The sequence below is a fragment of the Agrococcus sp. AC640b genome (assembly GCF_979255995.1).
Genome location: NZ_CEEDMM010000007.1, coordinates 77,480 through 102,448, shown reverse-complemented (window position 1 = coordinate 102,448; position 24,969 = coordinate 77,480). Strand labels below are relative to the sequence as shown.

Below are 24,969 nucleotides of genomic sequence, written 5' to 3'. Positions count from 1 at the left end.
CGGCACCTCCCCAGCCCCACGCTGCGCCTGCGCCGTCGACGCCAGGCTCGCACGACGCCACCGCGACCTCCGACGTCGACTCGGCGCCTCCGGCACCCCTCGGAGTCGCCGCCGACGCCGACCGGGCCGTCGACCAGGGCGACCGCGAGGTGCCGGAGGACGCGCCTGGCACGACGCCGCCGACCGACCGACGGCTGTGACGCGCAGGCGTCAGTAGCCTGCGAACGCGTCGACGAGCACGCGCCGCGCGCCCGCCGCCTTCGCGATGCGGCGCAGCCTTCCGACCTGCTCCGACGACCCCGACACGAGCACCTGCCGCGCGGCGACGTCGGGCACGAGCGCCCGCAGCCGATCGCCGTCGATGCGGCCCGCCTCGTGCTCCCACGCCGCCGCCATGCCATCCGGCGCCGTCGGCGCCACGATGACGACGCGCGCGACCGCCTGCTCGAGCGCGGCGGCGAACGGCACGGGATCGCCGTCGCGCAGCAGCAGGAGCAGCACGGTGTCGTCGTCGCTCGCACCCAGGTGCGACAGGAACGGCGTCACGCCGATGCCCGCTGCGATGAGGAGGCGCGGCTGCCCCGGTCGCGGAGTGAAGTCGCCGCCCTGCCGCGTGACCGCGACGGTGTCGCCGGGCTCGAGGTCCAGCAGGTGCCGCTTGAACGACGAGATGGGCTCGGCGGCGCGGATGCCCAGGCGCACCTCCGGCGATCCCGGCGGGGATGCGACGCTGAAGACGCGACGCTGACCGCGCAGATCGGCGCGGTGCGGCAGGCTCAGCTCCACCCACTGCCCTGCCCGATGCTCGAGCTCCGGCTCGGCGACGAAGCGCAGGTCGACGACCTCTCCGTGCCGCTCGGAGCCCACGACCCGCAGGATCGTGCCCCTGTGTGCGCCGAGCAGGAACGCGACGACGTTGCCGACGACGAGCGCGAGCGCGGGGCCGGGGTAGAACGAGCCGACGCCGATCGGGATCGATGCGACCGACGCGAGCGCGGGGACCGCGAGCAGCACGCCGACGAGCGCACCGACGGCGATGCGCTGCGGCCGCAGCGGCGGGAGCGTGATGGGCTCCGAGAACATGAACGCCGCGAGGAACAGCACGGGGCTCTGCGCGATCGCCTGCACGAGCGCAGCGCCGACGTCGCCGGAGAACGACGCGTACGCGGCGGTCTGCAGCACGACGCCCGCGGCGACGAGCACGAGCGCCGGCGCGACGATGCGGGTGCGCACGAGCACGAGGGCGCCGCCGACGATCGTGAGCGGCAGCACCGGCAGCGCAGCGATCCACCACAGCTCGACGCCGACGCCCGGCGTCAGCAGCGGCAGCAGCACGCCCGCGATGACGAGGCCGGCGGCGGCGGGGTTCACGATGAGCCTGCCGCGACGCACGATGAGCACCTTCGCGGCGGCGGCGAGCGCGCACACCGCGGCGACGACGGCGAGGTCGACGATGCCCGTCGGCGCATCCATGCGCGGCGGTGCGGCGATGAGCGCGACGAGCAGGCCGGTGATCGCGGCGCTCGGCACGTGCGCGGGGCGGCGCGCGATGCGGCCGAACAGCAGGCTCGCGACGACCGACACGACGACCGCGAGCAGGGCGGAGACGAGGATGCCGACGCCGTCGAACGTGAGCACGCCCGCGAACGACAGGATCGCCGCGAGCACGACGTGCGCGCTCAGGATCGTGCCGACGAGCACGTGCATGGGCACGGCGTCGAGCCGTGCGATGGGTCCCCTGGCGCTCACGCCGCCACCTTCCTGACGTGCAGCCCTGCTGCGAATCGGCCGGTCGCCTCGACCTGACCGCCCGCGTACATCCTCGCGTGCTCGAACGAGAAGCGTCGCGCGAGCACGCCGACGGGCGCGAACGACAGCGCCGTCGCGATCGCGTCGGCCACCATCGCACGCTCCGCGACGACCCACGTGCCGATGACCTCGTCGGCGGGTGCGCCCGTGCGACCGTCGAGGATGTGGTGACGTCCCGCCCACCGACGTCGGGTTCCCGCCGACGCGCACAGCGCCTCCCCCGACACCTCCACGACCCCGATGGCGTGCCCGAGTGCCCGTGGGTCCTCGAGCGCGACGCGCGTCGCCCTGCCGGCGTCGCCGGAGCCCGCGTGGCGCAGGTCGCCAGAGGCGTCGACGACGCGGTCGTGCACGCCGTGCGCGTCGAGCACGTCGCCCACCAGGTCGACGAGCTGCCCCTTGCCTGCGGCACCGACGTCGAGCACGACGGGCGCCGACGTCGCGATCGTCGACCCCTCCCAGCGCAGCACGTCGTCCCACGCCGGCGGCGCCTGCGGTGCGAGACCCGTGTCGACGACGCCCGCCGCGCCGTAGCCCAGCCGCTCGAGCGACGCGCCGACGAGCGGGGTCATCGCGCCCTGCGTCAGGTCGTGCAGCGTGCGGTACAGGGTCGCGAGCTCGGCCGACTCGGGCGGCATGCGCACCGTGCCCGGTGCGAGCGCGAGCGGCGCGATCGTCGCGTCGGAGCGGAAGCGCGACCACGCACGGTCGTACGCGTCGATCGTGGCGCGCACGGCGACGACCACGTCGTCGCCGAGCGGCTCCGGCGTGTCGATCGACCAGCGCGTCCCGATCGCGTCGAGGCGCAGCCTGGCTGGCATGCCTACGCGGCTGCCTCGTCGCGGATGGTCTCGAGGGCGTCCTCGAAGCCTCCGCTCGTGAGGCTCGAGCCACCCACGCGGTCGACCGAGACCTCGTCGAGCGGCACGCCCACGACCTCGGCGGCGATGCCGTCGATGAACTCGCCCTGGTAGCGCAGCGAGTTCGGGTTCGTCGTCTCGGGGTTGTCGACCGTGACGTCGTCGATGACCCCGTCGGCGAGCGTGACGGTGACCGTGATGGTCTCCTCGCCGCCAGGCGACGTGTAGGAGCCGTCTGCGGTGTACTCGCCGTCGGCGTAGCCGCCGTCGCCCGAGCCCTCGGTCGTCGCGCCGTCGCTCGCCGGGGCCGACGACTCGGTGCCCGCGTCGCCGGTCGTCTCGGGCGCGCTGCTGTCTGGAGCCTCGTCGGCCGCGGTGCAGCCGACGAGCGCGAAGGCGGCGAGGGAGGTGGAGGCGGCAGCGATGGCTGCGCGGCGGCGAGGGGTCATGAGGGCTCCTGTCGAGAGGGGTCGTCGGGCACGGTAGCCGTGGGGTGCGACGCGCCCACCATCAGGCGCCTAGGGGTCTCCCATGATGCCGCATCCCGACGTCGCCGGACGCGCCTGCGGAGAGCCGCGGGGCTCAGTCGAGACCGACGGGAGCGATGCCCCACCGACCGGTCCACGTCTCGCCAGGCTCGAGCCACACGAGCGCCTCGCCCGAGTTCAGCGCATCCGGCGGTGCCGACATCGGCTCGACGGCGACCGCCTGGCGCACGCCGTGGACGCCAGGGAACTCGCGAGGCGTGAAGACCACCGCATACGGGTAGGCGGCGTCCTGCCACAGGCGCACCCCGCGGCCTGCGCCGTCGAGCAGCGTGGACGTCGCGATGCCGTCGACGTGCTCGACGGCGCCGAGGCACACGTCGAGGTCGAGGTCCGACACGCGTCGCCCGCCGCGCAGATCGGCGCCCGTCGGCGCATCGGGCGCGTCGACGGCGACGGAGGCGATGGGCAGCAGGCGCTCGTCGGCGAGCAGCACGGTCGACGCGGGGACCGTGAGGGTGAGGGCATCCATCGCCGTCGAGCCCACGGCGAGGTACGGGTGGTGGCCCGCGGCCCACGGCGCGCGCGTCGTGCCCACGTTGACCGCCTCGTGCGTGACGGTCAGCCCCGATGCGTCGAGCTCGTACCGCACGCTCGTGTCGAGCAGGAAGGGGAACCCGGGCTGCGGGTGGATCGTCGCATGCAGGACGACGTGCGCTGCGCCGTGCTCGCCGACGCGATACGGGCTGTAGCGCAGGAGGCCGTGGCTCGCGTTGGCGAGCGCGGGCTCGGTCAGGGCCAGCTGCTGGGCCTCGCCGTCGAGCGTCCACCGCCCGTCGCGCACGCGCCCACCCCACGGGGCGAGCGTGATGCCCTGGCCCTTCGCGGGCCTCGCACCCTCCGGGAACGGCTCGACGAGGTCGACGTCGCCGAGGACGAGCTCGCGCAGACCGGCCGCGACCTCGGTGACGGTCGCCCGCAGATGCACGTCGCCGGATGTCGACGCGATGGAGAGCTGCTGTCCTGTGGGAGTGCGCACGCCCCGATCCTATGGACCTGGCTAGAGTCGAGGGGTGAGCCAGCTCCCGCCTGCCTACGAGCCTGCCGTGACCTTCCGCCCCGCGAGCGGCTGGCAGTTCACGCAGCAGACCCCCGCGCACGCCGTCGCCCGCACGACCGACGGCGTCCGTCGTCCGCTCGCGACGGCGCTGCTGCTCGTCGTGTCGTACCTCGTGCTCGTGCAGGGCATCGTCGCGGTGACCAGCGCGAGCGAGGTCACGCCGCTCTCCCTCGCCGACTCCGCCTTCACGTGGCTCGCGGGCGGCGCGGCGCTCGCGGTGCTCTTCGCCGCCACGTCGCGCTCGCCGTGGATCCTCGCGGTCACGGGCGTCGTCGCCGCGATCGACGCCATCGCGTACGTCGTGCTGGGCGCGACGGGCCTGCTGGGCGTGTGGGACCCGCCGACGATCGCCATCGCGCTGCTGCTGAGCGTCGCAGCCGCCGCGACGGGCGTCGTGGCCGCCAGGTCGCACCGCTCGAGCCTCGCGACCGTCTCGCTCGTGCTCGCCGTGCTGGGCGTCGTCGCGTTCTACGCGATCTCGATCGTGTCGCCCATCGTCTCGCTCGGCCTCACCGACCAGACCGTCATGGCTGCGATCCGCACGCCGTTCGTGCCGCTGCTGGCCATCGCCGCCGCCGTGCTGCTGGCGATGCCCGGCCGCGTGCCGAGCATCCTCGCCGGGCTCGCGATCGTGGGCTTCGCGGCGACGTTCGCCGTCACCCCGGTCATCTCCGCGATCGCAGGCACCCCGCAGGGCGTCGGGGTGCTCGTGGTCGTCGTGCTGCGCATCGCGCTCGCGCTCGCGGCCGGCATCGTCGTGCTCGTCACGGCACGGCGCGGCTGACGACGACGGTCGCTGCGCGAGCGCGGCCGCAGCGCGCGGCTACGCTGGCGCGCATGACCGTCCACGAGCGCGCCACGATCGTCTCGCTGCCCGGCCGCGAGCCGAGCATCCCCGACAGCGCGTACGTGCTGCCGAACGTCGTCGTCGCAGGCGACGTGCGGCTGGGCGAGCGCGTCGGCATCTACCCGGGCGCGAGCCTGCGCGCCGAGGAGGAGCCGATCGTGATCGGCGACGACTCCAACGTGCAGGACTCGTGCTCGCTGCACGTCGACGCCGGCTCGCCGCTCGCCATCGGTCGGCGGGTCAGCATCGGGCACAACGCCGTCGTGCACGGCTGCACGATCGGCGACGACGTGCTCATCGGCATGCATGCGACCGTCATGAACGGCGCCGTCGTCGGCGAGGGATCGCTCGTCGCCGCAGGCGCGCTCGTGACGCAGGGCCAGGTCGTGCCGCCGCGCTCGCTCGTCGCCGGCGTGCCTGCGAAGGTGCGCCGCGAGGTCACCGACGACGAGCTCGCCTCCATCCACCGCAACGCCGCCGTCTACGTCGAGCGCACCGCCGCGTACCGAGCGCTCTGACCCGGCGCGCGTCAGCCCAGCGCCCGCTCCGCGGCGCGCACGACGTTGTCGAGCAGCATGACCCGCGTCATGGGGCCGACGCCGCCCGGCACCGGCGACAGCCATCCGGCGACGTCGGCGACGGACGGATCCACGTCGCCCAGCAGGCGAGCTCGACCGTTCGCGAGGATGCGCTCCCTCGTGATGCCGACGTCGAGCACCGCCGCACCCGGCCTGATCCACTCGGGCTGCACGAGATGCGGGCTGCCGACCGCGGCGACCACGACGTCTGCGGCGCGCACGTGCGCGGCGAGATCCCGGGTGCGCGAATGCGTGAGCGTGACCGTCGCGTCGACGCCCCGACGGGTGAGCAGCAGCCCGATCGACCTGCCGACCGTGAGCCCGCGGCCGATGACGCACACCTCGGCCCCCGCGAGCGGCACGCCGTGACGGGCGAGCAGCTGCACGCACGCGCTCGGCGTGCACGGCAGCGGCGCATCGATCGCGCCCTGCACGCCCAGCACGAGCCTGCCGAGGTTGGCGGGATGCAGGCCGTCGGCATCCTTCGCAGGATCGATCGCCTCGAGCATCGCCTGCTCGTCGAGGCCTGCAGGCAGCGGCAGCTGCACGACGAGCCCCGTGACCTCGCGCGCGACGTTCAGGTCGTGGATCGCCGCGCGCACGTCGGCATCCGTCGCCGACGCCGGCAGCTCGACCCGCACCGACGCGACGCCGACCTCGTCGCAGTCGCGATGCTTGCCGGCGACGTACGAGCGCGACGCGGGGTCGTCGCCGACGAGGAGGGTCGCCAGACCCGGCGTCACGCCGACGCCCCGGAGGGCGTCGACGCGCGCACGCAGCTCGCCCTTGACGGCGGTCGCGGTGGCGACGCCGTCGAGGACGCGCGCCGTCACAGGCTCGGGTACAGCGGGAACGCGCCCGCGAGCGCGTCGACGCGTGCGCGCAGCGCCGCGACGTCGGCGCCGGGCAGCAGCGCGAGCGCGATGACGTCGGCCACCTCGCGGAAGTCGTCGTCGTCGAAGCCGCGCGTCGCGAGCGCAGGCGTGCCGATGCGCAGGCCCGAGGTCACCATCGGCGGACGCGGGTCGTTCGGCACCGCGTTGCGGTTCACCGTGATGTGGATGTCGTGCAGCAGATCCTCCGCCTGCTTGCCGTCGATCGCCGCCTCGCGCAGGTCGACGAGCACGAGGTGCACGTCGGTGCCGCCGGAGCGCACCGAGATGCCCGCGTCGGCCACGTCCTGCTGCAGCAGGCGCTCGGCGAGGATCTGCGCGCCGCGGATCGTGCGCTCCTGACGCTCGACGAACTCCGGCTCGGCTGCGAGCTTGAACGCCGTCGCCTTCGCGGCGATGACGTGCATGAGCGGGCCGCCCTGCTGGCCCGGGAAGACGGCGGAGTTGATCTTCTTCGCGATGTCGGCGTCGTTCGTGAGGATGAAGCCGGAACGGGGGCCGCCGATCGTCTTGTGCACCGTCGACGAGACGACGTGCGCATGCGGCACGGGGTTCGGGTGCACGCCTGCTGCGACGAGGCCGGCGAAGTGCGCCATGTCGACCCACAGGAGCGCGCCCACCTCGTCGGCGATGGCGCGGAACGCGGCGAAGTCGAGCTGGCGCGGGTACGCCGACCAGCCGGCGATGATGACCTTCGGCTGGTGCTCGAGCGCGAGACGACGCACCTCGTCCATGTCGACGCGGCTCGACTCGGGGTCGACGCCGTACGCGACGATGTCGTAGAGGCGGCCGGAGAAGTTGATCTTCATGCCGTGCGTGAGGTGCCCGCCGTGGTCGAGCGACAGGCCGAGGATCGTGTCGCCGGGGCGAGCGATCGCGTGCAGCACGGCTGCGTTGGCCGACGCGCCCGAGTGCGGCTGCACGTTGGCGAACTCGGCGCCGAACAGCGACTTCGCGCGCTCGATCGCGAGCGACTCGGCGACGTCGACGAACTCGCAGCCGCCGTAGTAGCGGCGGCCGGGGTAGCCCTCGGCGTACTTGTTCGTGAGCACGGAGCCCTGCGCCTCGAGCACGGCGACGGGCACGAAGTTCTCGGATGCGATCATCTCGAGGAACTGCTGCTGGCGTCCGAGCTCGTCGGAGAGCACCTGCGCGATCTCGGGGTCGACGGTCGCGAGCGAGTCGTTGAAGGTGGAGGGAAGGCGGTCGGACACGGCTGCAGCTCCTTGGCAGGTCGTCGGATGGCCCAGGCGCGCGACCGAACAGGGTCGGCCGCTCCCCGGTGGTCACCCACCCAAGCGCCAGTCGCGGCCGTTGCCGATGCTACTCGCCGTGCCGCCGCGACCGCACGTGCGCGCACCGCATCGGCGGCATCCGCCCCCATCGATGGCGCGCATGCGATGGTGGGCGCATGACCGACGACGATCGCGAGCGCAGCGCGCTGCTCGGCGCCCTGGATGCCGCGAGGCGCCACGTGCTCACGGCGACCGAGGGACTCACGGATGCGCAGCTGCGCAGCGCATCCCTGCCGTCCGGGTGGACCCCCATCGGGCTCGTGCGTCACCTCACCCTCGGCGGCGAGCGCTACTGGTTCGACACCGTCGTGGGCGGCGCGGCGCTGGACTGGTGGCCCGATGACGACCCCTCGCTCGACGAGGGACGGCCCGCCGACTGGCGCGTCGCATCCGACGAGCCGTGCGCGGCCGTGCTCGACGGGTATCGCGCCGCGATCGCACGCTCGGATCGCATCCTCGCGGCGGCGGCGCTCGACGCGGCCCCGCGCCTGCGCGAGGCGGACTGGCCTGCCGACCGCTTCGCCGACGTGCGATCGATCGTCGTCCACGTGCTCGTCGAGACCGCGACGCACGCAGGGCACCTCGACGCCTCCCTCGAGCTGCTCGACGGGAGGCGGCACCTGGTGCTGTGAGGCGTCAGCCCACGCGCTCGGCCGAGCGCTGCGCCCGCGCGATCCTGGCGATCCGCGCCCCGTCGGCGAGCACGAGCACGAGCCCGATGACGAGCGCTCCCAGCAGCACCGTGGGCAGCGCCTCGATGCCCGCCCCCTCGTAGACGACCGCGCCGAGCAGCGCGCCGCCGCCGATGCCGACGTTGAAGCCCGTCGTGTACCAGGCGGTGGAGGTCTGCAGCATGCGCGTCGGCGACGCCTGCAGCATGCGCGTCTGCAGCAGCGGCGGCAGCGCACCCATCGCGAGGCCCCACAGCAGCACCGCCGCGAACGCGACCGACAGCACCGTCGTCGCCGACAGCACGACGCACACGACCACCATGACGAGCATGCAGCCGACGGCGCCCACGAAGGGGCGCCTGCCGAGCCACACCGACACGACCGCGACCGCGAGCGCGCCCATGAGCCCGTACGACAGCAGCGCCGGGCTCAGCCACACCTCCGGCAGCTCCACCTGCTCCACGAGGTAGGGCGTGATGTACGTGTAGAACGCGTACTGGCCGAGCATGACGACGGCCGTGACCGACACGGCGACGGCGACGCCGATCGCGGAGCGGCCGGGCTCGGGCTGCGGCATCGCGACCGAGCCGGTCTCGGTCGTCGCGACGTCGGGCAGATGCTGCACGGCAGGCAGCATGCGGTGCACGAGGGCCGCGCCCGCGAGGCACGCGATGCCGAACACGGCGAACGACCACCGCCATCCGAGCGCCTGTCCCAGCAGCGTCGACAGCGGCAACCCCAGCACGAACGCGAGCGAGCCGCCCGCGCTCGTGATGCCGACGGCTCGGCCGAGCTCCTCCTTCGGCACGAGGTACGCGGCGTACGCACCCACGACGGTCCAGAACACGCCGTGCGCGAGGCCGCCGACGACGCGCAGCGCGACGACCATCCAGTACTCCGGAGCGAGGGCCGTGAGGATGCACGTGATGCCGAACACGATGAGCACCGTCACGACGAGCACGTGCCTGGGCACGCGGCGCGTGAGGTGCACGAGCAGCGTCGACGTCACGACGACGGCGCCTGCGAAGACGGTGACGAGCAGGCCGATCGACGCCTCGCCGACGCCCAGGTCGCGACTCATCGGCAGCAGCAGCCCCATGGGCAGCATCTCGACGGAGATGTTCACGAAGATCGCGAACGCGAGGGTGAGCAGCGCCACCAGCGGGAAGGTGGATGAGGTGGCACGCGGCGTCGTCATGGCAACGGCCCAGCCTACTCGCCCGGTGCGAGACAGGCCCGTCGCGGACGTCGGCCGGGATCTGCCGCGGGCCGCTCCAGCCGGCGGCCAGCCGCACGACGTACGGTCGCACCATGGACGCGCACCGCACGATCACCCCGGACGAGCTCGTGCACGCGACGTTCTCGACGACGCGGTTCCGCCCGGGCTACGACCAGGACGAGGTCGACGACCACCTCGACGCCGTCGTCCAGGTCATGCGAGCGCACATGACGGGGAGCGACACCTCGCACCTGCCGACCTCGACGCAGGTCGCCGAGGTCGCCTTCACGCAGACGCGTCTCCGCGACGGCTACGACCCTCGGGAGGTCGACGACCTCCTGCTGCGGGCGCAGCACGCGCTCGCCGAGCTCGAGCGACGCTCCGGCGCACGGTGACGCGGGCCGCTCGCGCGCAGCTCGCCTGGCGTCAGCCGACGATCTGCGCCACGAGGCGGTCGTCGCCGATCTCGGTGCAGGTCACGGCGAAGCCCGCGACCGACACCGCCTGACCGAGCTGGCACGACGCCGACTCCCCCTCGACGGAGAACGTCGCGACGCCATCCGACTCCGACGCCGAGTCGAGCTCGATCTCGGCGTCGCTCGACCCGAAGTCGGTGTCGGCGCCCGAACCCTGCAGCGTCACGGTGCACGAGTCGTTGGCGCACGACACCGTCGACGACGTCGCGGCGCCCCCGATGCAGCCGGACAGCGCGAGCGCTCCGACGGCGACGGCGACGGCGAGCACGGGGCGGAGGGAGGCGCGCATGCGTCGATCCTGGCCGCATCGCCTGAGTGCGGCATCCGCACGCGCCCGATCGGCACGTGAGCGAGGCCTCGAGCGCACATGGCGCTCGAGGCCTCGCTCACGTGCCGGTTCGGCGGACGACCGCCCGCGGCATCCCCTCGCGGCGGAGGGTGGCCGCATGGCGAGGGTGCCTGCATGACGACGCTGAGCCCGTGGCTGGCCAGGCCGGGCAGCGGCGAGGAGCGAGCCGTCGTGCGCGCGTCCTGGGATCGCGCGCGTCGCGAGCGCCTCGCACCCGACGTCTCCGCCTCGCTCGTGCTCGACGACGCCGCCCTCGACGACGCGCGCGCGGCGCATCCGCTCACGCCTGCGCTCCCCGTGATCTCGCGGCTGCTGCACCGCGATGCCGACGACGGCTCGGGGGTGCTCGTCGCCGTCGGCGACGCCATGGGCAGGCTGCTGTGGGTCGACGGCGACCGCAGCCTCAAGGCGCGTGCCGAGTCGATGCTGTTCGTCGCCGGCGCCGACTGGTCGGAGCAGCGGGTCGGCACGAGCGCGCCGGGCACGGCCCTCGCGATCGACCATGCCATCCAGATCCACCGCGGCGAGCACTTCGCCCAGGTCGTGCAGCCGTGGAGCTGCTCCGCGGTGCCCGTGCACGACCCCGAGCACGGCGGCCTGCTGGGCGTCATCGACATCACCGGCGGCAGCGAGGTCGTCGACCCGCACGTGCTGCCGCTGCTCGAGGCGACCGCAGCCGCCGTCGAGCGCGAGCTGCTCGTGCAGCGCCTGACCCTCGCGAGGCCGACGCAGCCGATCGCCGTGCCGCTGCTGACGTCGCTCGGCGTCGACACCGGCACCGTGACCGACGGCCGCGAGCGCAGGCTCACCATGCGCCACACCGAGATCCTCGTGCTGCTCACCCTGCATCCCGAGGGGCTCTCCGGTGGTGAGCTCGCCGCGATGCTCTCGGAGCACGACACCTCCCCCGTCACGCTGCGCGCCGAGATGACGCGCCTCAAGCGCGCCCTCGCCCCCGCCGTGCGCGTCGAGTCGCGGCCGTACCGCCTCGCGACACCCGTCGAATCCGACGTCGACCGCCTGCTGTCGCTGCTCGACCGCGGTGCGCACCGCGTCGCGCTCTCCTGCTACCGGGGGCCGCTCGTGCCAGGGTCGACCGCGCCAGGCATCGTCGCCGCGCGCGCCGAGATCGCCGGGCGCCTGCGCACGGCGCTGCTCACGTCGGCCTCGGCGGAGGTGCTGTACGACTACGCCTCGACGCACGGCCGCTGCGACCGGGAGGCGTGGATGCAGCTGCTGCACGGCCTGCCGCCGCGCTCGCCGCGCCGCGCTGCCGTGGTCGAGCACCTGGAGCGGCTCGACCGCGACCTCGCGTAGCCCCTCGGACTGGGCGACGTGCAACCTGCTGCAACCTCCTCGGGCGTACCGTGCGAGGCACGGCAACCCGCCGCATGACGACGACGTCAAGAGAGGGTGACATGACCGTCTACGCACGACCCGGAGCCGAAGGCTCCGTCGTCTCCTACCAGTCGCGGTACGACCACTACATCGGCGGGCAGTACGTGCCGCCGGTCAAGGGGCAGTACTTCGAGAACCCCACCCCCATCACCGGCCAGACGTTCTGCGAGGTCGCACGCGGCACGGCCGAGGACGTCGACGCCGCCGTCGAGGCAGGATGGAAGGCGTTCGCGACCTGGGGCAGGACGAGCCCCACCGAGCGCGCGAACATCCTCAACAAGATCGCCGACCGCATCGAGGAGAACCTCGAGGCCATCGCCGTCGCAGAGTGCTACGAGAACGGCAAGGCGGTGCGCGAGTGCCTCGCCGCCGACATCCCTCTCGCCGCCGACCACTTCCGCTACTTCGCCGGCGCACTGCGTGCGCAGGAGGGCGGCATCTCGCAGCTCGACGAGGACACCGTCGCCTACCACTACCACGAGCCGCTCGGCGTGGTCGGGCAGATCATCCCGTGGAACTTCCCGATCCTCATGGCCGTGTGGAAGCTCGCCCCGGCCCTCGCGGCAGGCAACTGCATCGTGCTGAAGCCGGCCGAGCAGACGCCCGCGTCGATCCACGTGCTGCTGTCGTTCATCGAGGACCTCATCCCGCCTGGCGTGCTGAACATCGTCAACGGGTTCGGCTTCGAGGCCGGCGCGCCGCTCGCGCAGCACCCGCGCATCCGCAAGATCGCGTTCACGGGCGAGACGACCACCGGCCGCCTCATCATGCAGTACGCGTCGGAGAACCTGATCCCGGTCACGCTCGAGCTCGGCGGCAAGAGCCCCAACGTGTTCTTCGAGGACGTCGCCCGCGAGAAGGACGCCTTCTACGACAAGGCGCTCGAGGGGTTCTCGTTCTTCGCGCTCAACCAGGGCGAGGTGTGCACGTGCCCGTCGCGCGCGCTCATCGCCTCGAGCATCTACGACGGCTTCATCGAGGATGGCCTGGCCCGCGTCGGCAAGGTGAAGCAGGGCAACCCGCTCGACACCGACACCATGATGGGCGCGCAGGCGTCGAACGACCAGCTGGAGAAGATCCTCAGCTACATCGACATCGGCAAGCAGGAGGGCGCGGAGATCCTCACCGGCGGTGAGCGCGTCGACCTCGGCGGCGACCTGTCGGGCGGATACTACGTGCAGCCGACGGTCTTCAAGGGGCAGAACCGCATGCGCGTGTTCCAGGAGGAGATCTTCGGACCCGTCGTGTCGGTCACGACGTTCGACTCGTTCGACGAGGCCATCTCGATCGCCAACGACACCCTCTACGGGCTCGGCGCTGGCGTGTGGAGCCGCGACGGCGCGCAGCTGTACCGCGCGGGCCGCGCGATCGAGGCGGGCCGCGTCTGGTCGAACACGTACCACCAGTACCCGGCGCACGCCGCGTTCGGCGGGTACAAGCAGTCGGGCATCGGCCGCGAGAACCACAAGATGATGCTCGACCATTACCAGCAGACGAAGAACCTCCTCGTCTCCTACGCAGAGGGGCCCATGGGCTTCTTCTGATCCATCCGCAAGACCTGTGCAGACGAGGCCCGCGGTGCCATGCTGGCGCCGTGGGCCTCGTCCCACACGAAGGAGGTCGTTCGATGACCGATCCCACCACCCCGAGCCCGCAGGCTCCCGGCGCCCTCGAGCGCGTGACCGTCACCGACACGGCCGCAGATCTCATCCGCCGCCTCGTCGAGATGCACGGTCCGCTGATGTTCCACCAGTCGGGCGGATGCTGCGACGGCTCGGCGCCCATGTGCTACCCGAAGGGCATGTTCCGCACCGGCCAGTCCGACGTGCTGCTCGAGGAGCTGCGCATCGACGGCGTCGACGAGCCGCTGCCGTTCTGGATGAGCGCGTCGCAGTACGAGCTGTGGAAGCACACCCACATCACCGTCGACGTCGTGCCCGGTCGCGGCTCGGGCTTCTCGGTCGAGGCGCCGGAGGGCGTGCGGTTCCTCATCCGCTCGCGCATCTTCTCCGACGACGAGTACCGCGCGCTCGTCGACGCGGGCGTGCTCGCCGGCTGAGGGGTCGCCGAGCGCCGCACGAGGTGACGCCCAGCGGCCCCTCGTGCGTCCTGTGCACGTGGCGTGCCGCTGAGCGTCACCTCGTGCGGGCCCGCACCGCTCGTAGACTCGTGCGGTGCCCAACCACTGGATCCTCTCGTTCGCGTGCGACGACCGCGCGGGCATCGTGCACGCCATCACGGGCGCCATCGTCGCGTGCGGTGGCAACATCACCGAGTCGCAGCAGTTCTCCTCCGCCGACACCGACCGCTTCTTCATGCGGCTGCAGGTGGAGGCCGACGCGCCGCGGGAGGACTTCGAGCGCGAGCTCGCCCCCGTCGTCGAGCGGTACGACATGCAGTGGCAGCTCGACGACGTGGGCCGACCGCTGCGCACGCTCGTGCTCGTGTCGAAGGCGGCGCACTGCCTCAACGACATGCTCTTCCGGCAGCGCGCCGGGCAGCTGTCGGTCGACATCCCGCTCGTGCTCTCGAACCACCCGGACCTCGCCTCGCTCGCCGCGTTCTACGACGTGCCGTTCGAGCACCTGCCCGTCACGGGGCCCGAGTCGAAGGCGGCGTTCGAGGAGCGCGTGCTCGAGGTCGTCGAGGAGCACGACGTCGAGCTCGTCGTGCTCGCCAGGTACATGCAGATCCTGTCCCCCGAGCTCTGCGCGCGCCTCGCGGGCAGGGTCGTGAACATCCACCACTCGTTCCTGCCGGGCTTCAAGGGCGCGAACCCGTACCGCCAGGCGCACGCGCGCGGCGTGAAGCTCATCGGTGCCACGGCGCACTTCGTGACGAGCGACCTCGACGAGGGTCCGATCATCGAGCAGAACGTCGTGCGCGTCGACCACGCCCACTCGCCGGCGCAGCTCATCGCGATCGGCCAGGACGAGGAGTCGCGCACGCTCACGAAGGCGGTGCAGTGGATCTCCGAGGACCGCGTGCTGCTCGACGGGCAGCGCACGATCATCTTCCGCTGACGCCCGGGCCCGCCTGCCCCGGCGCACCGGTCGGCGAGCGGGACGAGCGCACCTGCGACCGACGGATCCGCACGAATTCGGGGTCCATGGCTATGCGATCCGTCGCCGAGGCACGCATACTGGGATGCATCCCGTAGCAGAGCAGCGAAGGAGCGCAACCCATGCAGTATCAGGTCGTCAACCCGTACACGGGCGAGGCCGGCGAGGTGCACCCCACCGCCACGGCCGACGAGCTCGAGTCCGCACTCGCAGGCGCCTGGAGCGCATGGCACGTCATCGCCGCCGAGTCGGTCGCCGCGCGCGCCGCCCGCATCGCGAAGGTCGCCGACCTGCACGAGGAGCGCGTCGACGAGCTCGCCGCGATCATCATGCGCGAGATGGGCAAGCCGAAGAGCCAGGCCACCGGCGAGGTCGAGTTCGCCGCCGCCATCTACCGCTGGTACGCCGACCACGCCGAGGAGCTGCTCGCCGACCAGCCGCTCTCGACCGACGACGGCCGCGCCGTGGTGCGCAAGTCGTCGCTCGGTCCGCTGCTGGGGATCATGCCCTGGAACTTCCCCTACTACCAGGTGTCGCGGTTCGCCGGCCCGAACCTCGTCGTCGGCAACCCCATCCTGCTGAAGCACGCCCCGCAGTGCCCCGAGTCGGCGCTCGCGATCCACGCGATCTTCGAGGAGGCCGGCTTCCCCGTCGGCGCGTACACGAACGTGTTCCTCACGAACGAGCAGGCGGCCGACGTCATCGCCGACCCGCGCGTGCGCGGCGTCTCCCTCACCGGCTCCGAGCGCGCGGGCGCCGCCGTCGCCGAGGTCGCCGGGCGCCACCTGAAGAAGGCGGTGCTCGAGCTCGGCGGCTCCGACCCGTTCATCCTGCTGTCGACCGACGACCTCGACCAGGCCGTCGAGGATGCGGTGAACGCGCGCCTCGACAACTCCGGGCAGTCGTGCAACGCCGCGAAGCGGTTCATCGTGCACGAGGACCTCTACGACGCGTTCGCCGAGCGGATGACGGCGAAGATGGCCGAGCAGGCACCAGGCGCCCCCGAGGACGACCTGCCGATCGGCCCGCTGTCGTCGAAGGCCGCTGCCGAGCGACTCGACGAGCAGATCGAGGCGGCGATCGCCGCGGGCGCGACCGCCCTGCTGCGCGGAGCGTCGCCGCACGGCGACGGCGGCGCGAGCGTCGGCACGACGGTGCTCGCCGACATCGCACCCGACAACCCCGCCTACCAGCAGGAGTTCTTCGGCCCCGTCGCATCCCTCTACCGCGTCGCGAGCGAGGAGGAGGCGATCGAGGTCGCCAACGCCACCCCGTTCGGCCTCGGCTCGTACGTGTACACGACCGACGAGGCGCAGGCGGCGCGCGTCGCCGACCGCATCGACGCCGGCATGGTCTACGTCAACGCGGTGCTCGCCGACGAGGCGGGACTGCCGTTCGGCGGCGTGAAGCGCTCGGGCACGGGCCGCGAGATGGGTCCGCTCGGCATCGAGGAGTTCCTCAACAAGAAGCTCGTGCGCCTGCCGTAGGCGGGTGGATCGGCGCTGCGGCGGGGGCGTGCGAGCTGCGGCTCGCACGCCCCCTTCGGCCTGTCTGCGCATGCCCGCGCGTCGAGGCATCCTCATGGATCCGACGCTCGAGCGAAGGTTCACCGGATCGTCATCGGCCGCCCTGCCGTGTCGTCACAGGTTCTGGCTAGGTTGAGCCTCATCCCCGCCACCGACGACCTTGGATCACTCATGCCTCAGGCCCTTCGACGCTCGCTGAGCGTCGCCACCGCGACGGCCGTCGCGGCCTCCGCGCTCGTGGCGTTGGGAGGTGCCGGCGTCGCGAACGCCGCCGCCGACCATGCCACCATCAACGAGTTCTCGATCGAGACCGACGGCACCGACGTCGAGTACGTCGAGATCCACGCGACGCCGGAAGTCGCCCTCACCGGGCATTCGCTCGTCGTGCTGCGCGGCGACGTGCGCAACGCTGCGAACCCCGGGCTCGTCTACCTCTCCCAGCCCATCGCGGGAACCCCCGATGCGAACGGGCTCCTGAACGTGCCGCTCGCTGCCAACGCCGTCGTGAACGACTCCGTGACGCTGCTGCTCGTCGCGGGCACCGCGCCGGCACGAGGCGTCGACCTCGACGCCGACGACGACGGCACCCTCGACGCCGGCGTCTCGATCGACGTCGTCGACTCCGTCGCGGTGCTCGACACGGGCACCGGGCACCGCGCCTACTCCGACGAGGTGCTGACGAACGCGTTCGACGGCGGCGTGCAGCGCGTCGGCGGCGCGAGCCGCCTGCCCGATGGCGCCGACGACGTGACGTCGTGGGTGCGCAACGCGTACTCGGGCTACGGCCTCGACGTGCCACCGGTCCTCGACCCGACGATCGCCGACGGCCAGGCCATCAACACCCCAGGCGCACCCAACGCGATCTTCGACGGCGACGAGGAGCCGCCCGTCGACCCCGAGCCCGGCGTCTGCGACGCCGTCCCGACGCCCATCGGCGCCGTGCAGGGCACGACCGACACGAGCCCGTACGCGGGCCAGACCGTCACGGTCGAGGGCGTCGTCACGATGCTGCAGCCTGCCGTGAGCGGCGTGGTGATCCAGTCGCTCGCCGCTGACGTCGACGACGACCTCGCGACGAGCGAGGGGCTGTTCGTCTTCAGCTCCGCGGGCGCAGCGCAGCTCGCGGTCGGCAATCACGTGCAGATCACCGGGTCGGTGTCGGAGTACTTCGGCCAGACCCAGATCGCAGGCACGACGCGGACGCTCTGCGCCGAGACCGTCGAGCTCCCCGCGCCGGCAGCGCTCACGCTCCCCGTGGCATCGCACGAGGCCTTCGAGAGCATGCTCGTGACGATGCCGCAGGAGCTCTCGATCATCGAGATGTTCGAGTTCGGACGCTACGGGTCCATCGTGCTCGGCACCGACCGCCAGTGGCAGCCGACGCACGTCGCCGACCCCGACTCGGCAGAGGCGCAGCAGATCCGCGCCGACAACCTCGCGAACCGGATCATCGTCGACGACGCGTCGAATGCGCAGAACCCCGCGTCGCTCACCCACCCCAACGGCGCGGCGTTCACGCTCGAGAACTCCTTCCGCGCTGGCGACCTCGTCGCCAACGCGACCGGCGTGCTGAACTACACGTTCGACGAGTGGCGCCTGAACCCGACGCAGGGAGCCGACTACACCGCAGTCAACGAGCGGCCTGACGTGCCCGAGGTCGGCGGCGACGTCCAGATCGCCGCGTTCAACGTGCTGAACTACTTCACGACGCTCGGCGAGCGCGGTGCCGTCGACGCGAACGAGCTGCAGCGCCAGCAGGACAAGATCGTCGCCGCACTGCTCGAGCTCGATGCCGACATCGTCGGCCTCATGGAGATCGAGAACAACGGCACGGCCCTCACGACCCTCGTGGCAGCGCTCAACGCGGCCGCAGGCGAGGATCGCTACGCCGAGATCACCACGGGCCCGCTCGGCACCGACCAGATCTCGACGGCGCTCATCTACCAGCCCGCCGCCGTGACGCCCACGGGCGGCTGGGTTGCGCTGGACTCGTCGATCGACGAGCGGTTCGACACGTCGTTCAACCGGCCGGCGCTCACGCAGTCCTTCGCGGTCGCAGGCGGCGAGGTGCTCACGGTCTCCGTGAACCACCTGAAGTCGAAGGGCGACAGCGCTGGGGACTGCCTGCCGGTGGGCTCGAGCCTGCAGGGCTCCTGCAACGAGGTGCGTGCCGCAGCCGCAGCAGCGCTCTCGGAGTGGCTGGCGACCGACCCGACCGAGTCGGGCTCGACGCACTCGGTGATCATCGGCGACCTCAACTCCTACGCGAACGAGGACCCGATCGTCGCGATCGAGGAGGCCGGCTACACCGACCTGCTCGAGGAGCACGTCGGCGCCGAGGCGTACTCGTACGTCTTCGACGGCGAGCTGGGCTACCTCGACCACGCGCTCGCGAGCGAGTCGCTCGCTCCGTTCGTGACCGACGCGGCAGCATGGCACGCCAACGCGGACGAGCCGTCGATCCTCGACTACCAGACGCGCTTCCAGACGCCGGCGCAGGCTGAGGCGCTCTACGCGCCCGACCCGTACCGCGCATCCGACCACGATGCCGTGCTCTTCGGCATCACGTTCGACCCGGTCGTCGACCCCGAGGTGGAGGTCGTGACCTTCGCCGGCGCCGACCGCTACGAGACGAACGCGCTCGCATCCGCGGAGCTGTTCGAGGCAGGCGCCGACGTGTACCTCGCCTCCGGCCAGGGCTTCGTCGACGCGCTCGCCGCCGGCCCGGCAGCCGCCGTGCAGGATGCGAGCCTGCTGCTCACCCCGACGGACCGGATCCTGCCGGTGACGGCGGCCGAGATCGAGCGTCTGCAGCCGCAGACGATCACGATCGTCGGCGGGGAGCCGTCGGTGTCGGCAGCCGTCGAGGCCGAGCTCGCCGAGCTCGCTCCCGACGCGACGATCGAGCGCATCGCAGGCGAGGACCGCTTCGAGACGGCGGCGCTGCTGGCCGTCGACGCGTTCGGCTCCGCAGATGGCGCGTTCCTCGCCAGCGGCGTCACGTTCGCCGACGCGCTGTCGGCGAGCGGCGTCGCTGCGGTGCGCGGCGACGTGCCGGTGCTGCTGACCCGACCCGAGGCGCTGCCGGAGGCGACGGCGACGGCGCTCGAGGAGCTCGGCGTCTCGAGCGTCGTGGTGCTCGGCGGACGCGAGACGGTGAGCGACGACGTCATCCGTGCGGCGCGGCCGTTCGCGGACGTCATCCGCGTCGCAGGTGCCGACCGCTTCGCGACGAACGTCGAGATGGTGGCGCGCTTCACGGGCCCGACGCCCGAGCAGGGGCTCGTGATGGCCTCGGGGATGAACTTCCCCGATGCGCTGTCGGCGACGGCTGCTGCTGGCGTGCTCGCCTCGCCGCTGCTGCTCACGCCCGGCCAGTGCGTGCTGCTCGACACGGAGGAGCTGATCGACGTCATCGACCCGCAGCTGGTCGTGAACGTCGGCGGTCGTCCGACGCTCGAGCCCGACGCATGGCAGACGCCCTGCTGATCGAGCACCCCTGACGACTGCGGCGTCCGGCTTCGGCCGGGCGCCGCATTCGTTCGTGCGGGGCGGTGTGGCCGCTACCGGAAGTCGCGCGACGGGGGTGCTGCGGCGTCGAAGGGTTCGACGAGGTCGGCCATCATCGTCACCACCCCCTGCGACTGCTGCAGGATGCCGCGCACCTTCAACGCCGCCGAGTGCTTCGCGATGCTGCGGTACCGCTTCCAGAGGCCGACGGAGCAGATGACGTTGAGCATGCCCGTCTCGTCCTCGATGTTCAGGAACGTCACACCCTGGGCCGTCTGCGGCCGCTGCCGATGCGTGACGATGCCCGCCGCCCACCTGCGCCTGCCGGGCTCGAGGTCCGCGAGCTCGGCGATGGGCACGACGCCGACCGCCGCGAGCGCCTCGCGCGCGTGCCGCACGGGATGGTCGTGGGGGCTCACGCCCGTCGCCCAGATGTCGAGGGCGGTCTGCTCGGCGTCGGAGAGGATCGGCAGCAGCGGCGGCTGCACGGTGACGGCGGTGCCGACGAGCTGATCCTCGCGTTCGGTCGACGCGGGAGCGGCGAGCCACAGCGCCTCACGACGCTCGAGCCCCAGCGACGCGAACGCGCCTGCGGTCGCGAGCGACTCCAGCTGCCTGCGGTCGAGCCGTGCACGCCTGGCGACGTCGTCGATGCCTGCGAACGGCGCCTCGTCGCGGGCGGCGACGATGCGCTCGGCGTCGCCCTCCCCCACGTGGGCGACGCTCGCGAGCCCCAGCCGCACCGCGAATCCCTCGTCGCGACGATGGCGCCGGTGATCGTTGGGCCCGACCTGCGACGGCACGGGTGGCTGCTCGTGGGCGAGGCACGCGTCGTCGCCGCTGCGCCGGTCGCCGTGCGGCTCGAGGTCGGCGGTCGCGGCGGAGCGCACGATGTCGGGCCCCAGCACCTCCACCCCGTGCCTGCGTGCGTCGGCGCTGAGCGTCTGCCCCGACCAGAACCCCATGGGCTGCGCCCGCAGCAGACCGGCGAGGAACGCGGCGGGATGGTGCAGCTTGAGCCACGACGAGGCATAGACGAGCTTGCCGAACGCGAGCGAATGCGACTCGGCGAACCCGAATCCCGCGAACGCCTCGATCTTGCGCCAGATGCTGTCGGCGAGGTCGCCGACGATGCCGTTGCGCGCCATGCCCTCGAAGAGACGGTCGCGCAGCTCGCCCATGCGCTCGCGGCTGCGCTTCGACCCGATGGCGCGGCGCAGCTCGTCGCCGTCGGCGGCGGTGAAGCCACCGACGGCCGTCGCGATCTGCATGAGCTGCTCCTGGAACAGCGGCACGCCGAGCGTGCGCTCGAGCACGGGCTCGACGAGCGGATGCGGGTACGTGATCGGCTCCTGCCCGTTGCGTCTGCGCAGGTACGGGTGCACGGCGTCGCCCTGGATGGGCCCCGGCCGGATGAGGGCGATCTCGATGACGAGGTCGTAGAACGAGCGCGGCCGCAGCCGCGGCAGCGTCGCGAGCTGCGCACGCGACTCGACCTGGAAGACGCCGACGGCATCCGCGGCGCACAGCATGTCGTAGACGCCCGCCTCCTCTGCGGGGATCGTCGCGACCGTCCACCGTTCGCCGAGGTGCTCGGCTGCGATGTCCATCGTGTGCTGCATGGCGCCGAGCATGCCGAGGCCGAGCAGGTCGAACTTGACCAGGCCCATCCACTCGCAGTCGTCCTTGTCCCACTGCAGCACCGTGCGCCCCTCCATGCGCGCAGGCTCGATGGGGCACACGTGCCCCACGGGCTCCTGCGTGAGCACCATGCCGCCCGAGTGGATGCCGAGGTGCCGCGGCGAGTGGAGGAAGTCGTCGGCGAGCGACAGCACGGCATCGGGGATGCCCTCGGTGCCGTCGACGGCGGGTGCGCTCCACCCCTCGACGCGCTTCGACCACGCGTTCTGCTGACCGACGGCGTAGCCGAGCGCCTTCGCAGCGTCGCGCACCGCCGACTTGGGTCGATACGTGATGACGTTCGCCACCTGCGCGGCGTTGCGTCTGCCGTAGCGCTCGTACACGTGCTGGATGACCTCCTCGCGCCGCGACGCGTCGAAGTCGATGTCGATGTCGGGCTCCTCCTCGCGGATCATCGAGATGAACCGCTCGAACGGCAGCCGGTAGAGGATCGGGTCGACGGCGGTGATGCCGAGGATGAAGCACACGGCGCTCGCCACCGCGGAGCCTCTGCCCTGGCAGAGGATGCCGTTCGCGTGCGCGAAGTCGGCGATCTCGCTCACGATGAGGAAGTAGCCTGCGAAGCCCTTCTGCTCGATGAGGCGCAGCTCGTGCTGCAGGCGCGCGTCGACCCTGCGCTGGTCGACCCTCGAGTCGTCGTGACGGTAGACGCCGCCGCGTCGCTCGGCGACGAGCTGCCGCAGCCACGACATCTGGGTGTGCCCCTCCGGCACCTCCGTGTCCGGCAGGCGCGGGGATGCGGCGCGCAGCCCGAACGCGAGCTCGCGGCCGATGGCTGCCGCACGCTCGACGACGCCGTCGAACGCGCGGAACCGCCACCGCATCTCGGCGCCGGACCGCAGCCTCGGCACCCCACCGGCAGGCAGCCACGCGTCGAGCTCGTCGATGCTGCGGCGGGCGCGCACGGCGGCGATCGCGTCGCCGAGCAGCTGCTGCCTGGGGCTCGCGACGTGCGCGTTCGTCGTCGCCACGAGCGGCAGCGCGCGCTCGGCGGCGAGGGCGGCGAGGATCGCGTTGCGCTCGCCGTCGTCCGGCAGCCCGAGGTCGGTGAGCTCGACCATGACGCCGTCGCGGCCGAAGAGCGACACGAGCCGGTCGAGCTCGACGCGAGCGGCGTCGGCGCCCCCGCGGTCGAGGGCGCGGCGCACGGCGCCCTTGCGGCATCCGGTCGACACGAGCCATTCGCCCGCGCGCTCGGCGACCTGCTCGAGGTGCAGGATGGGGCGCCCCTTCTCGCCACCGGCGAGGTAGCCGTCGGTGAGGGTGGCTGCGAGCCTGCGGTAGCCCTCCGGACCCTTGGCGAGCACGAGCAGGTGGTCGCCGACGGGGTCGGCGACGCCGTGCTGCGGCGCCGGCAGCTCGAGGCTCAGCTCGGCACCGAAGATCGTGGGCAGTCCGACGGCGTCTGCGGCCTCTGCGAAGCGCACGGCGCCGTACAGGCCGTCGTGGTCGACGAGCGCGAGCGCCTCGAGGCCGAGCGCCGTCGCCTCGGTGACGAGCTGCGCGGGGCTCGAGGCGCCGTCGAGGAACGAGTAGTGCGAGTGCGCGTGCAGCTCGGCGTACGGCACGACCCCTGCCGGATCGGGGCGGGAGCGGTGCTCGCGCTGCTCCGGGTACGGCTCGAGCGAGGGTGCCTCGGTGGCGCGGCCGTCGAGGATGGACTCGAGCTCGCGCCACGGCATCGGCGGGTTGCGCCAGCCCATGTCGGCCTCCTCTCGCGGGTGTCGGTGGACGTCGCCGCGATGGAAGGGCGCCTTGCCTGGCGGTCGCGGCCGACGCTGTCGTCGTCGCATCCGATCGGGCCGGCCTCCGCGATGGTGCGCTGCGACGATACGCCTGCGTCGAACGTATGTTCGACCTCCGACGCGAACTCGCCTCAACCCGTGCTGGAGGGTTTCGACTGGTCGCCGTCGCACCCGGAGGGCGGGCGGCGCGCCTCGGCAGTCGTGTCGGAGGTGGGTGCGAACCTCTGGACATGACCGAACAGCACGACCACCTCGAGCTCCAGCTCTGCGAGAGCGCATGGTGCACGGTCGCGTTCGAGGCCGAGGAGGGCTTCGCCGGCCGGTGCCCCGCCTGCCTCGCCATCGCCGACGAGCACCACGCGTACGGCCACGCCGTCGCGGTGGCCGACTGCCTCGTGTGCGACCGCCTCCCGAGCCTCGGCGCCGCACGCGCTCGCATCCGAGCAGCCGCCGCGTAGCCCGCGGCACCACCCGCGCAGCGACGGGCCGCGCGGCACCCGCTCCGCCGCCGATGCGAGCAGACCTGCTCGGCTGACTAGTCTGAGGACCGGTCGAAGGGCGGGGAGGACATGCACGGCGACGCCACCTCCGCCGCGGGCTCGCGGTCGCGCAGCCGAGCGCGCATCGGCTCGGGCCTCTACGCCCACGTCGTGGAGTCCCTCGGGCAGGAGATCGTCGACGGCACGCTCGCCGCAGGCGAGATCCTCCTCGTCGACGGCCTCTGCGAGCGCTTCGGCGTCTCGCGCTCCGTCGTCCGCGAAGCCGCGCGCACCCTCGGGTCGATGGGCCTCGTGGCACCGCGTCCGCAGGTCGGCACGCGGGTGCAGCCGCCGTCGGAGTGGGACCTCCTGAACCCGCACATCGTGCGCTGGCGCAGCCTCGGCACCGCCGCCCTCGAGCAGCTGCGCGAGCTGCTGGAGCTGCGGCTCGGCCTCGAGCCCGTCGCAGCACGACTCGCGGCCGAGCGCATGCCGCAGGACGCCGCCGACCTGCTCGTCGCGTGCATCGACCGCATGGAGGCGGCCTACGCGGCTGGCGACGCGCGCGCGTACTTCGCGCACGACGTCGAGTTCCACGCACTGCTGCTCGACGGCTCGGGCAACGGCGTCATGGCACGTCTCGCCGAGGCCGTCGGCATCACGATCGCCGCCCGGGCACAGGATCCGCGGCCGGGCATGGACGGCATCCGGGCGACGTCGATCGCCGACCATCGGGCGCTCGCAGAGGCCATCGCCGCGCACGACGTCGACGAGGCGGAGGCCGCTGCGCGGATCGTCGTGCGCGACACGCTCGCCGAGATCGACGGTCTGCGCACGCGCGCAGGCGCGTAGCCGCTCGGCGAGCGCAGCGGCCGGACGACGCCGACCTGCGCCCGCATGCCGCACGCGCGGGGTCGCGCCGTCGCGCCGTCGCGCCGTCGCGCCG

22 protein-coding genes and 1 riboswitch are annotated in these 24,969 nt (G+C 72.5%); of the genes, 13 read left to right on the top strand and 9 right to left on the bottom strand.

Going from position 1 to position 24,969, the window contains the following annotated elements; all coding sequences use genetic code 11:
• The coding region (locus ACZ6H8_RS04695; protein WP_464144914.1) for a hypothetical protein at positions 1 to 200 on the top strand (200 nt) is incomplete at its 5' end.
• Between the two features lie 10 nt (positions 201 to 210).
• Here the strand turns inward: ACZ6H8_RS04695 and ACZ6H8_RS04690 are convergent.
• The 4 genes from ACZ6H8_RS04690 to ACZ6H8_RS04675 form a co-directional block, all read right to left on the bottom strand.
• Entirely contained in the window at positions 211 to 1,749 is a 1,539-nt protein-coding gene (locus ACZ6H8_RS04690; RefSeq protein ID WP_464144911.1) for a ferredoxin--NADP reductase, read from the bottom strand.
• Positions 1,746 to 2,630 carry an FAD:protein FMN transferase gene (locus ACZ6H8_RS04685; RefSeq protein ID WP_464144909.1) on the bottom strand — a complete coding sequence of 295 codons (885 nt, stop codon included), beginning with the start codon at positions 2,628 to 2,630 and terminating at the stop codon, positions 1,746 to 1,748. The genes ACZ6H8_RS04690 and ACZ6H8_RS04685 overlap by 4 nt, the downstream gene beginning before the upstream one ends.
• 2 nt (positions 2,631 to 2,632) lie before the next feature.
• Positions 2,633 to 3,118, bottom strand: a complete 486-nt coding sequence (locus ACZ6H8_RS04680; protein ID WP_464144907.1) for an FMN-binding protein — start codon at positions 3,116 to 3,118, stop codon at positions 2,633 to 2,635.
• A gap of 133 nt (positions 3,119 to 3,251) precedes the next feature.
• A complete protein-coding gene (locus ACZ6H8_RS04675; protein ID WP_464144903.1) occupies positions 3,252 to 4,193 on the bottom strand; it encodes an aldose 1-epimerase family protein in 942 nt (313 codons plus the stop codon).
• A 34-nt stretch (positions 4,194 to 4,227) separates the two neighbouring features.
• Here ACZ6H8_RS04675 and ACZ6H8_RS04670 point away from each other — a divergent pair, with 34 nt between their 5' ends.
• Positions 4,228 to 5,058, top strand: coding sequence for a hypothetical protein (locus ACZ6H8_RS04670; protein WP_464144900.1), 831 nt, complete (start codon positions 4,228 to 4,230; stop codon positions 5,056 to 5,058).
• A gap of 53 nt (positions 5,059 to 5,111) precedes the next feature.
• On the top strand, positions 5,112 to 5,639 hold the full coding sequence (locus tag ACZ6H8_RS04665) for a gamma carbonic anhydrase family protein (protein WP_464144898.1): 528 nt from the start codon (positions 5,112 to 5,114) through the stop codon (positions 5,637 to 5,639).
• An 11-nt stretch (positions 5,640 to 5,650) separates the two neighbouring features.
• Here ACZ6H8_RS04665 and ACZ6H8_RS04660 read toward each other — a convergent pair whose 3' ends face one another.
• Both ACZ6H8_RS04660 and glyA read right to left on the bottom strand, forming a co-directional pair.
• A complete protein-coding gene (locus ACZ6H8_RS04660; RefSeq protein ID WP_464144895.1) occupies positions 5,651 to 6,532 on the bottom strand; it encodes a bifunctional methylenetetrahydrofolate dehydrogenase/methenyltetrahydrofolate cyclohydrolase in 882 nt (293 codons plus the stop codon).
• Positions 6,529 to 7,806, bottom strand: coding sequence for a serine hydroxymethyltransferase (gene glyA / locus ACZ6H8_RS04655; RefSeq protein WP_464144891.1), 1,278 nt, complete (start codon positions 7,804 to 7,806; stop codon positions 6,529 to 6,531). The genes ACZ6H8_RS04660 and glyA overlap by 4 nt, the downstream gene beginning before the upstream one ends.
• Positions 7,807 to 7,829: 23 nt before the next feature.
• A riboswitch (ZMP/ZTP riboswitch) is annotated at positions 7,830 to 7,911 on the bottom strand.
• A 92-nt stretch (positions 7,912 to 8,003) separates the two neighbouring features.
• On the opposite strand from glyA, the gene ACZ6H8_RS04650 reads away from it, so the two are divergent.
• Positions 8,004 to 8,519, top strand: a complete 516-nt coding sequence (locus ACZ6H8_RS04650) for a mycothiol transferase (protein WP_464144889.1) — start codon at positions 8,004 to 8,006, stop codon at positions 8,517 to 8,519.
• Positions 8,520 to 8,523: 4 nt separating this feature from the next.
• Here ACZ6H8_RS04650 and ACZ6H8_RS04645 read toward each other — a convergent pair whose 3' ends face one another.
• A complete protein-coding gene (locus ACZ6H8_RS04645) occupies positions 8,524 to 9,756 on the bottom strand; it encodes an MFS transporter (RefSeq protein WP_464144885.1) in 1,233 nt (410 codons plus the stop codon).
• Between the two features lie 113 nt (positions 9,757 to 9,869).
• On the opposite strand from ACZ6H8_RS04645, the gene ACZ6H8_RS04640 reads away from it, so the two are divergent.
• Positions 9,870 to 10,172, top strand: coding sequence for a DivIVA domain-containing protein (locus ACZ6H8_RS04640; RefSeq protein WP_464144883.1), 303 nt, complete (start codon positions 9,870 to 9,872; stop codon positions 10,170 to 10,172).
• Positions 10,173 to 10,203: 31 nt separating this feature from the next.
• Here ACZ6H8_RS04640 and ACZ6H8_RS04635 read toward each other — a convergent pair whose 3' ends face one another.
• On the bottom strand, positions 10,204 to 10,542 hold the full coding sequence (locus tag ACZ6H8_RS04635) for a hypothetical protein (protein WP_464144880.1): 339 nt from the start codon (positions 10,540 to 10,542) through the stop codon (positions 10,204 to 10,206).
• 174 nt (positions 10,543 to 10,716) lie between these two features.
• Here ACZ6H8_RS04635 and ACZ6H8_RS04630 point away from each other — a divergent pair, with 174 nt between their 5' ends.
• The 6 genes from ACZ6H8_RS04630 (at position 10,717) to ACZ6H8_RS04605 (ending at position 20,077) form a co-directional block, all read left to right on the top strand.
• Complete coding sequence (locus ACZ6H8_RS04630) at positions 10,717 to 11,919, top strand: GAF domain-containing protein (RefSeq protein ID WP_464144877.1); 1,203 nt, start codon at positions 10,717 to 10,719, stop codon at positions 11,917 to 11,919.
• Between the two features lie 101 nt (positions 11,920 to 12,020).
• The gene (exaC, locus tag ACZ6H8_RS04625) at positions 12,021 to 13,544 is read left to right on the top strand and encodes an acetaldehyde dehydrogenase ExaC (RefSeq protein WP_464144875.1); all 1,524 of its coding nucleotides are present in this window, start codon (positions 12,021 to 12,023) and stop codon (positions 13,542 to 13,544) included.
• An 83-nt stretch (positions 13,545 to 13,627) separates the two neighbouring features.
• Complete coding sequence (locus ACZ6H8_RS04620; RefSeq protein ID WP_464144873.1) at positions 13,628 to 14,059, top strand: DUF779 domain-containing protein; 432 nt, start codon at positions 13,628 to 13,630, stop codon at positions 14,057 to 14,059.
• A 115-nt stretch (positions 14,060 to 14,174) separates the two neighbouring features.
• Complete coding sequence (gene purU / locus ACZ6H8_RS04615) at positions 14,175 to 15,023, top strand: formyltetrahydrofolate deformylase (RefSeq protein ID WP_464144870.1); 849 nt, start codon at positions 14,175 to 14,177, stop codon at positions 15,021 to 15,023.
• A 161-nt stretch (positions 15,024 to 15,184) separates the two neighbouring features.
• On the top strand, positions 15,185 to 16,549 hold the full coding sequence (locus tag ACZ6H8_RS04610; RefSeq protein WP_464144867.1) for an aldehyde dehydrogenase family protein: 1,365 nt from the start codon (positions 15,185 to 15,187) through the stop codon (positions 16,547 to 16,549).
• A 210-nt stretch (positions 16,550 to 16,759) separates the two neighbouring features.
• Positions 16,760 to 20,077 (top strand): ExeM/NucH family extracellular endonuclease, encoded by a 3,318-nt coding sequence (locus ACZ6H8_RS04605; protein WP_464144864.1) that lies wholly within the window; start codon positions 16,760 to 16,762, stop codon positions 20,075 to 20,077.
• A gap of 74 nt (positions 20,078 to 20,151) precedes the next feature.
• Here the strand turns inward: ACZ6H8_RS04605 and ACZ6H8_RS04600 are convergent, their stop codons facing one another.
• Positions 20,152 to 23,502, bottom strand: coding sequence for an error-prone DNA polymerase (locus ACZ6H8_RS04600; RefSeq protein WP_464144860.1), 3,351 nt, complete (start codon positions 23,500 to 23,502; stop codon positions 20,152 to 20,154).
• Between the two features lie 272 nt (positions 23,503 to 23,774).
• Between ACZ6H8_RS04600 and ACZ6H8_RS04595 the strand changes: the two genes are divergently transcribed.
• Complete coding sequence (locus ACZ6H8_RS04595) at positions 23,775 to 24,002, top strand: hypothetical protein (protein WP_464144859.1); 228 nt, start codon at positions 23,775 to 23,777, stop codon at positions 24,000 to 24,002.
• A 111-nt stretch (positions 24,003 to 24,113) separates the two neighbouring features.
• Positions 24,114 to 24,875 carry a FadR/GntR family transcriptional regulator gene (locus ACZ6H8_RS04590; protein ID WP_464144857.1) on the top strand — a complete coding sequence of 254 codons (762 nt, stop codon included), beginning with the start codon at positions 24,114 to 24,116 and terminating at the stop codon, positions 24,873 to 24,875.
• Positions 24,876 to 24,969 lie beyond the last annotated feature (94 nt).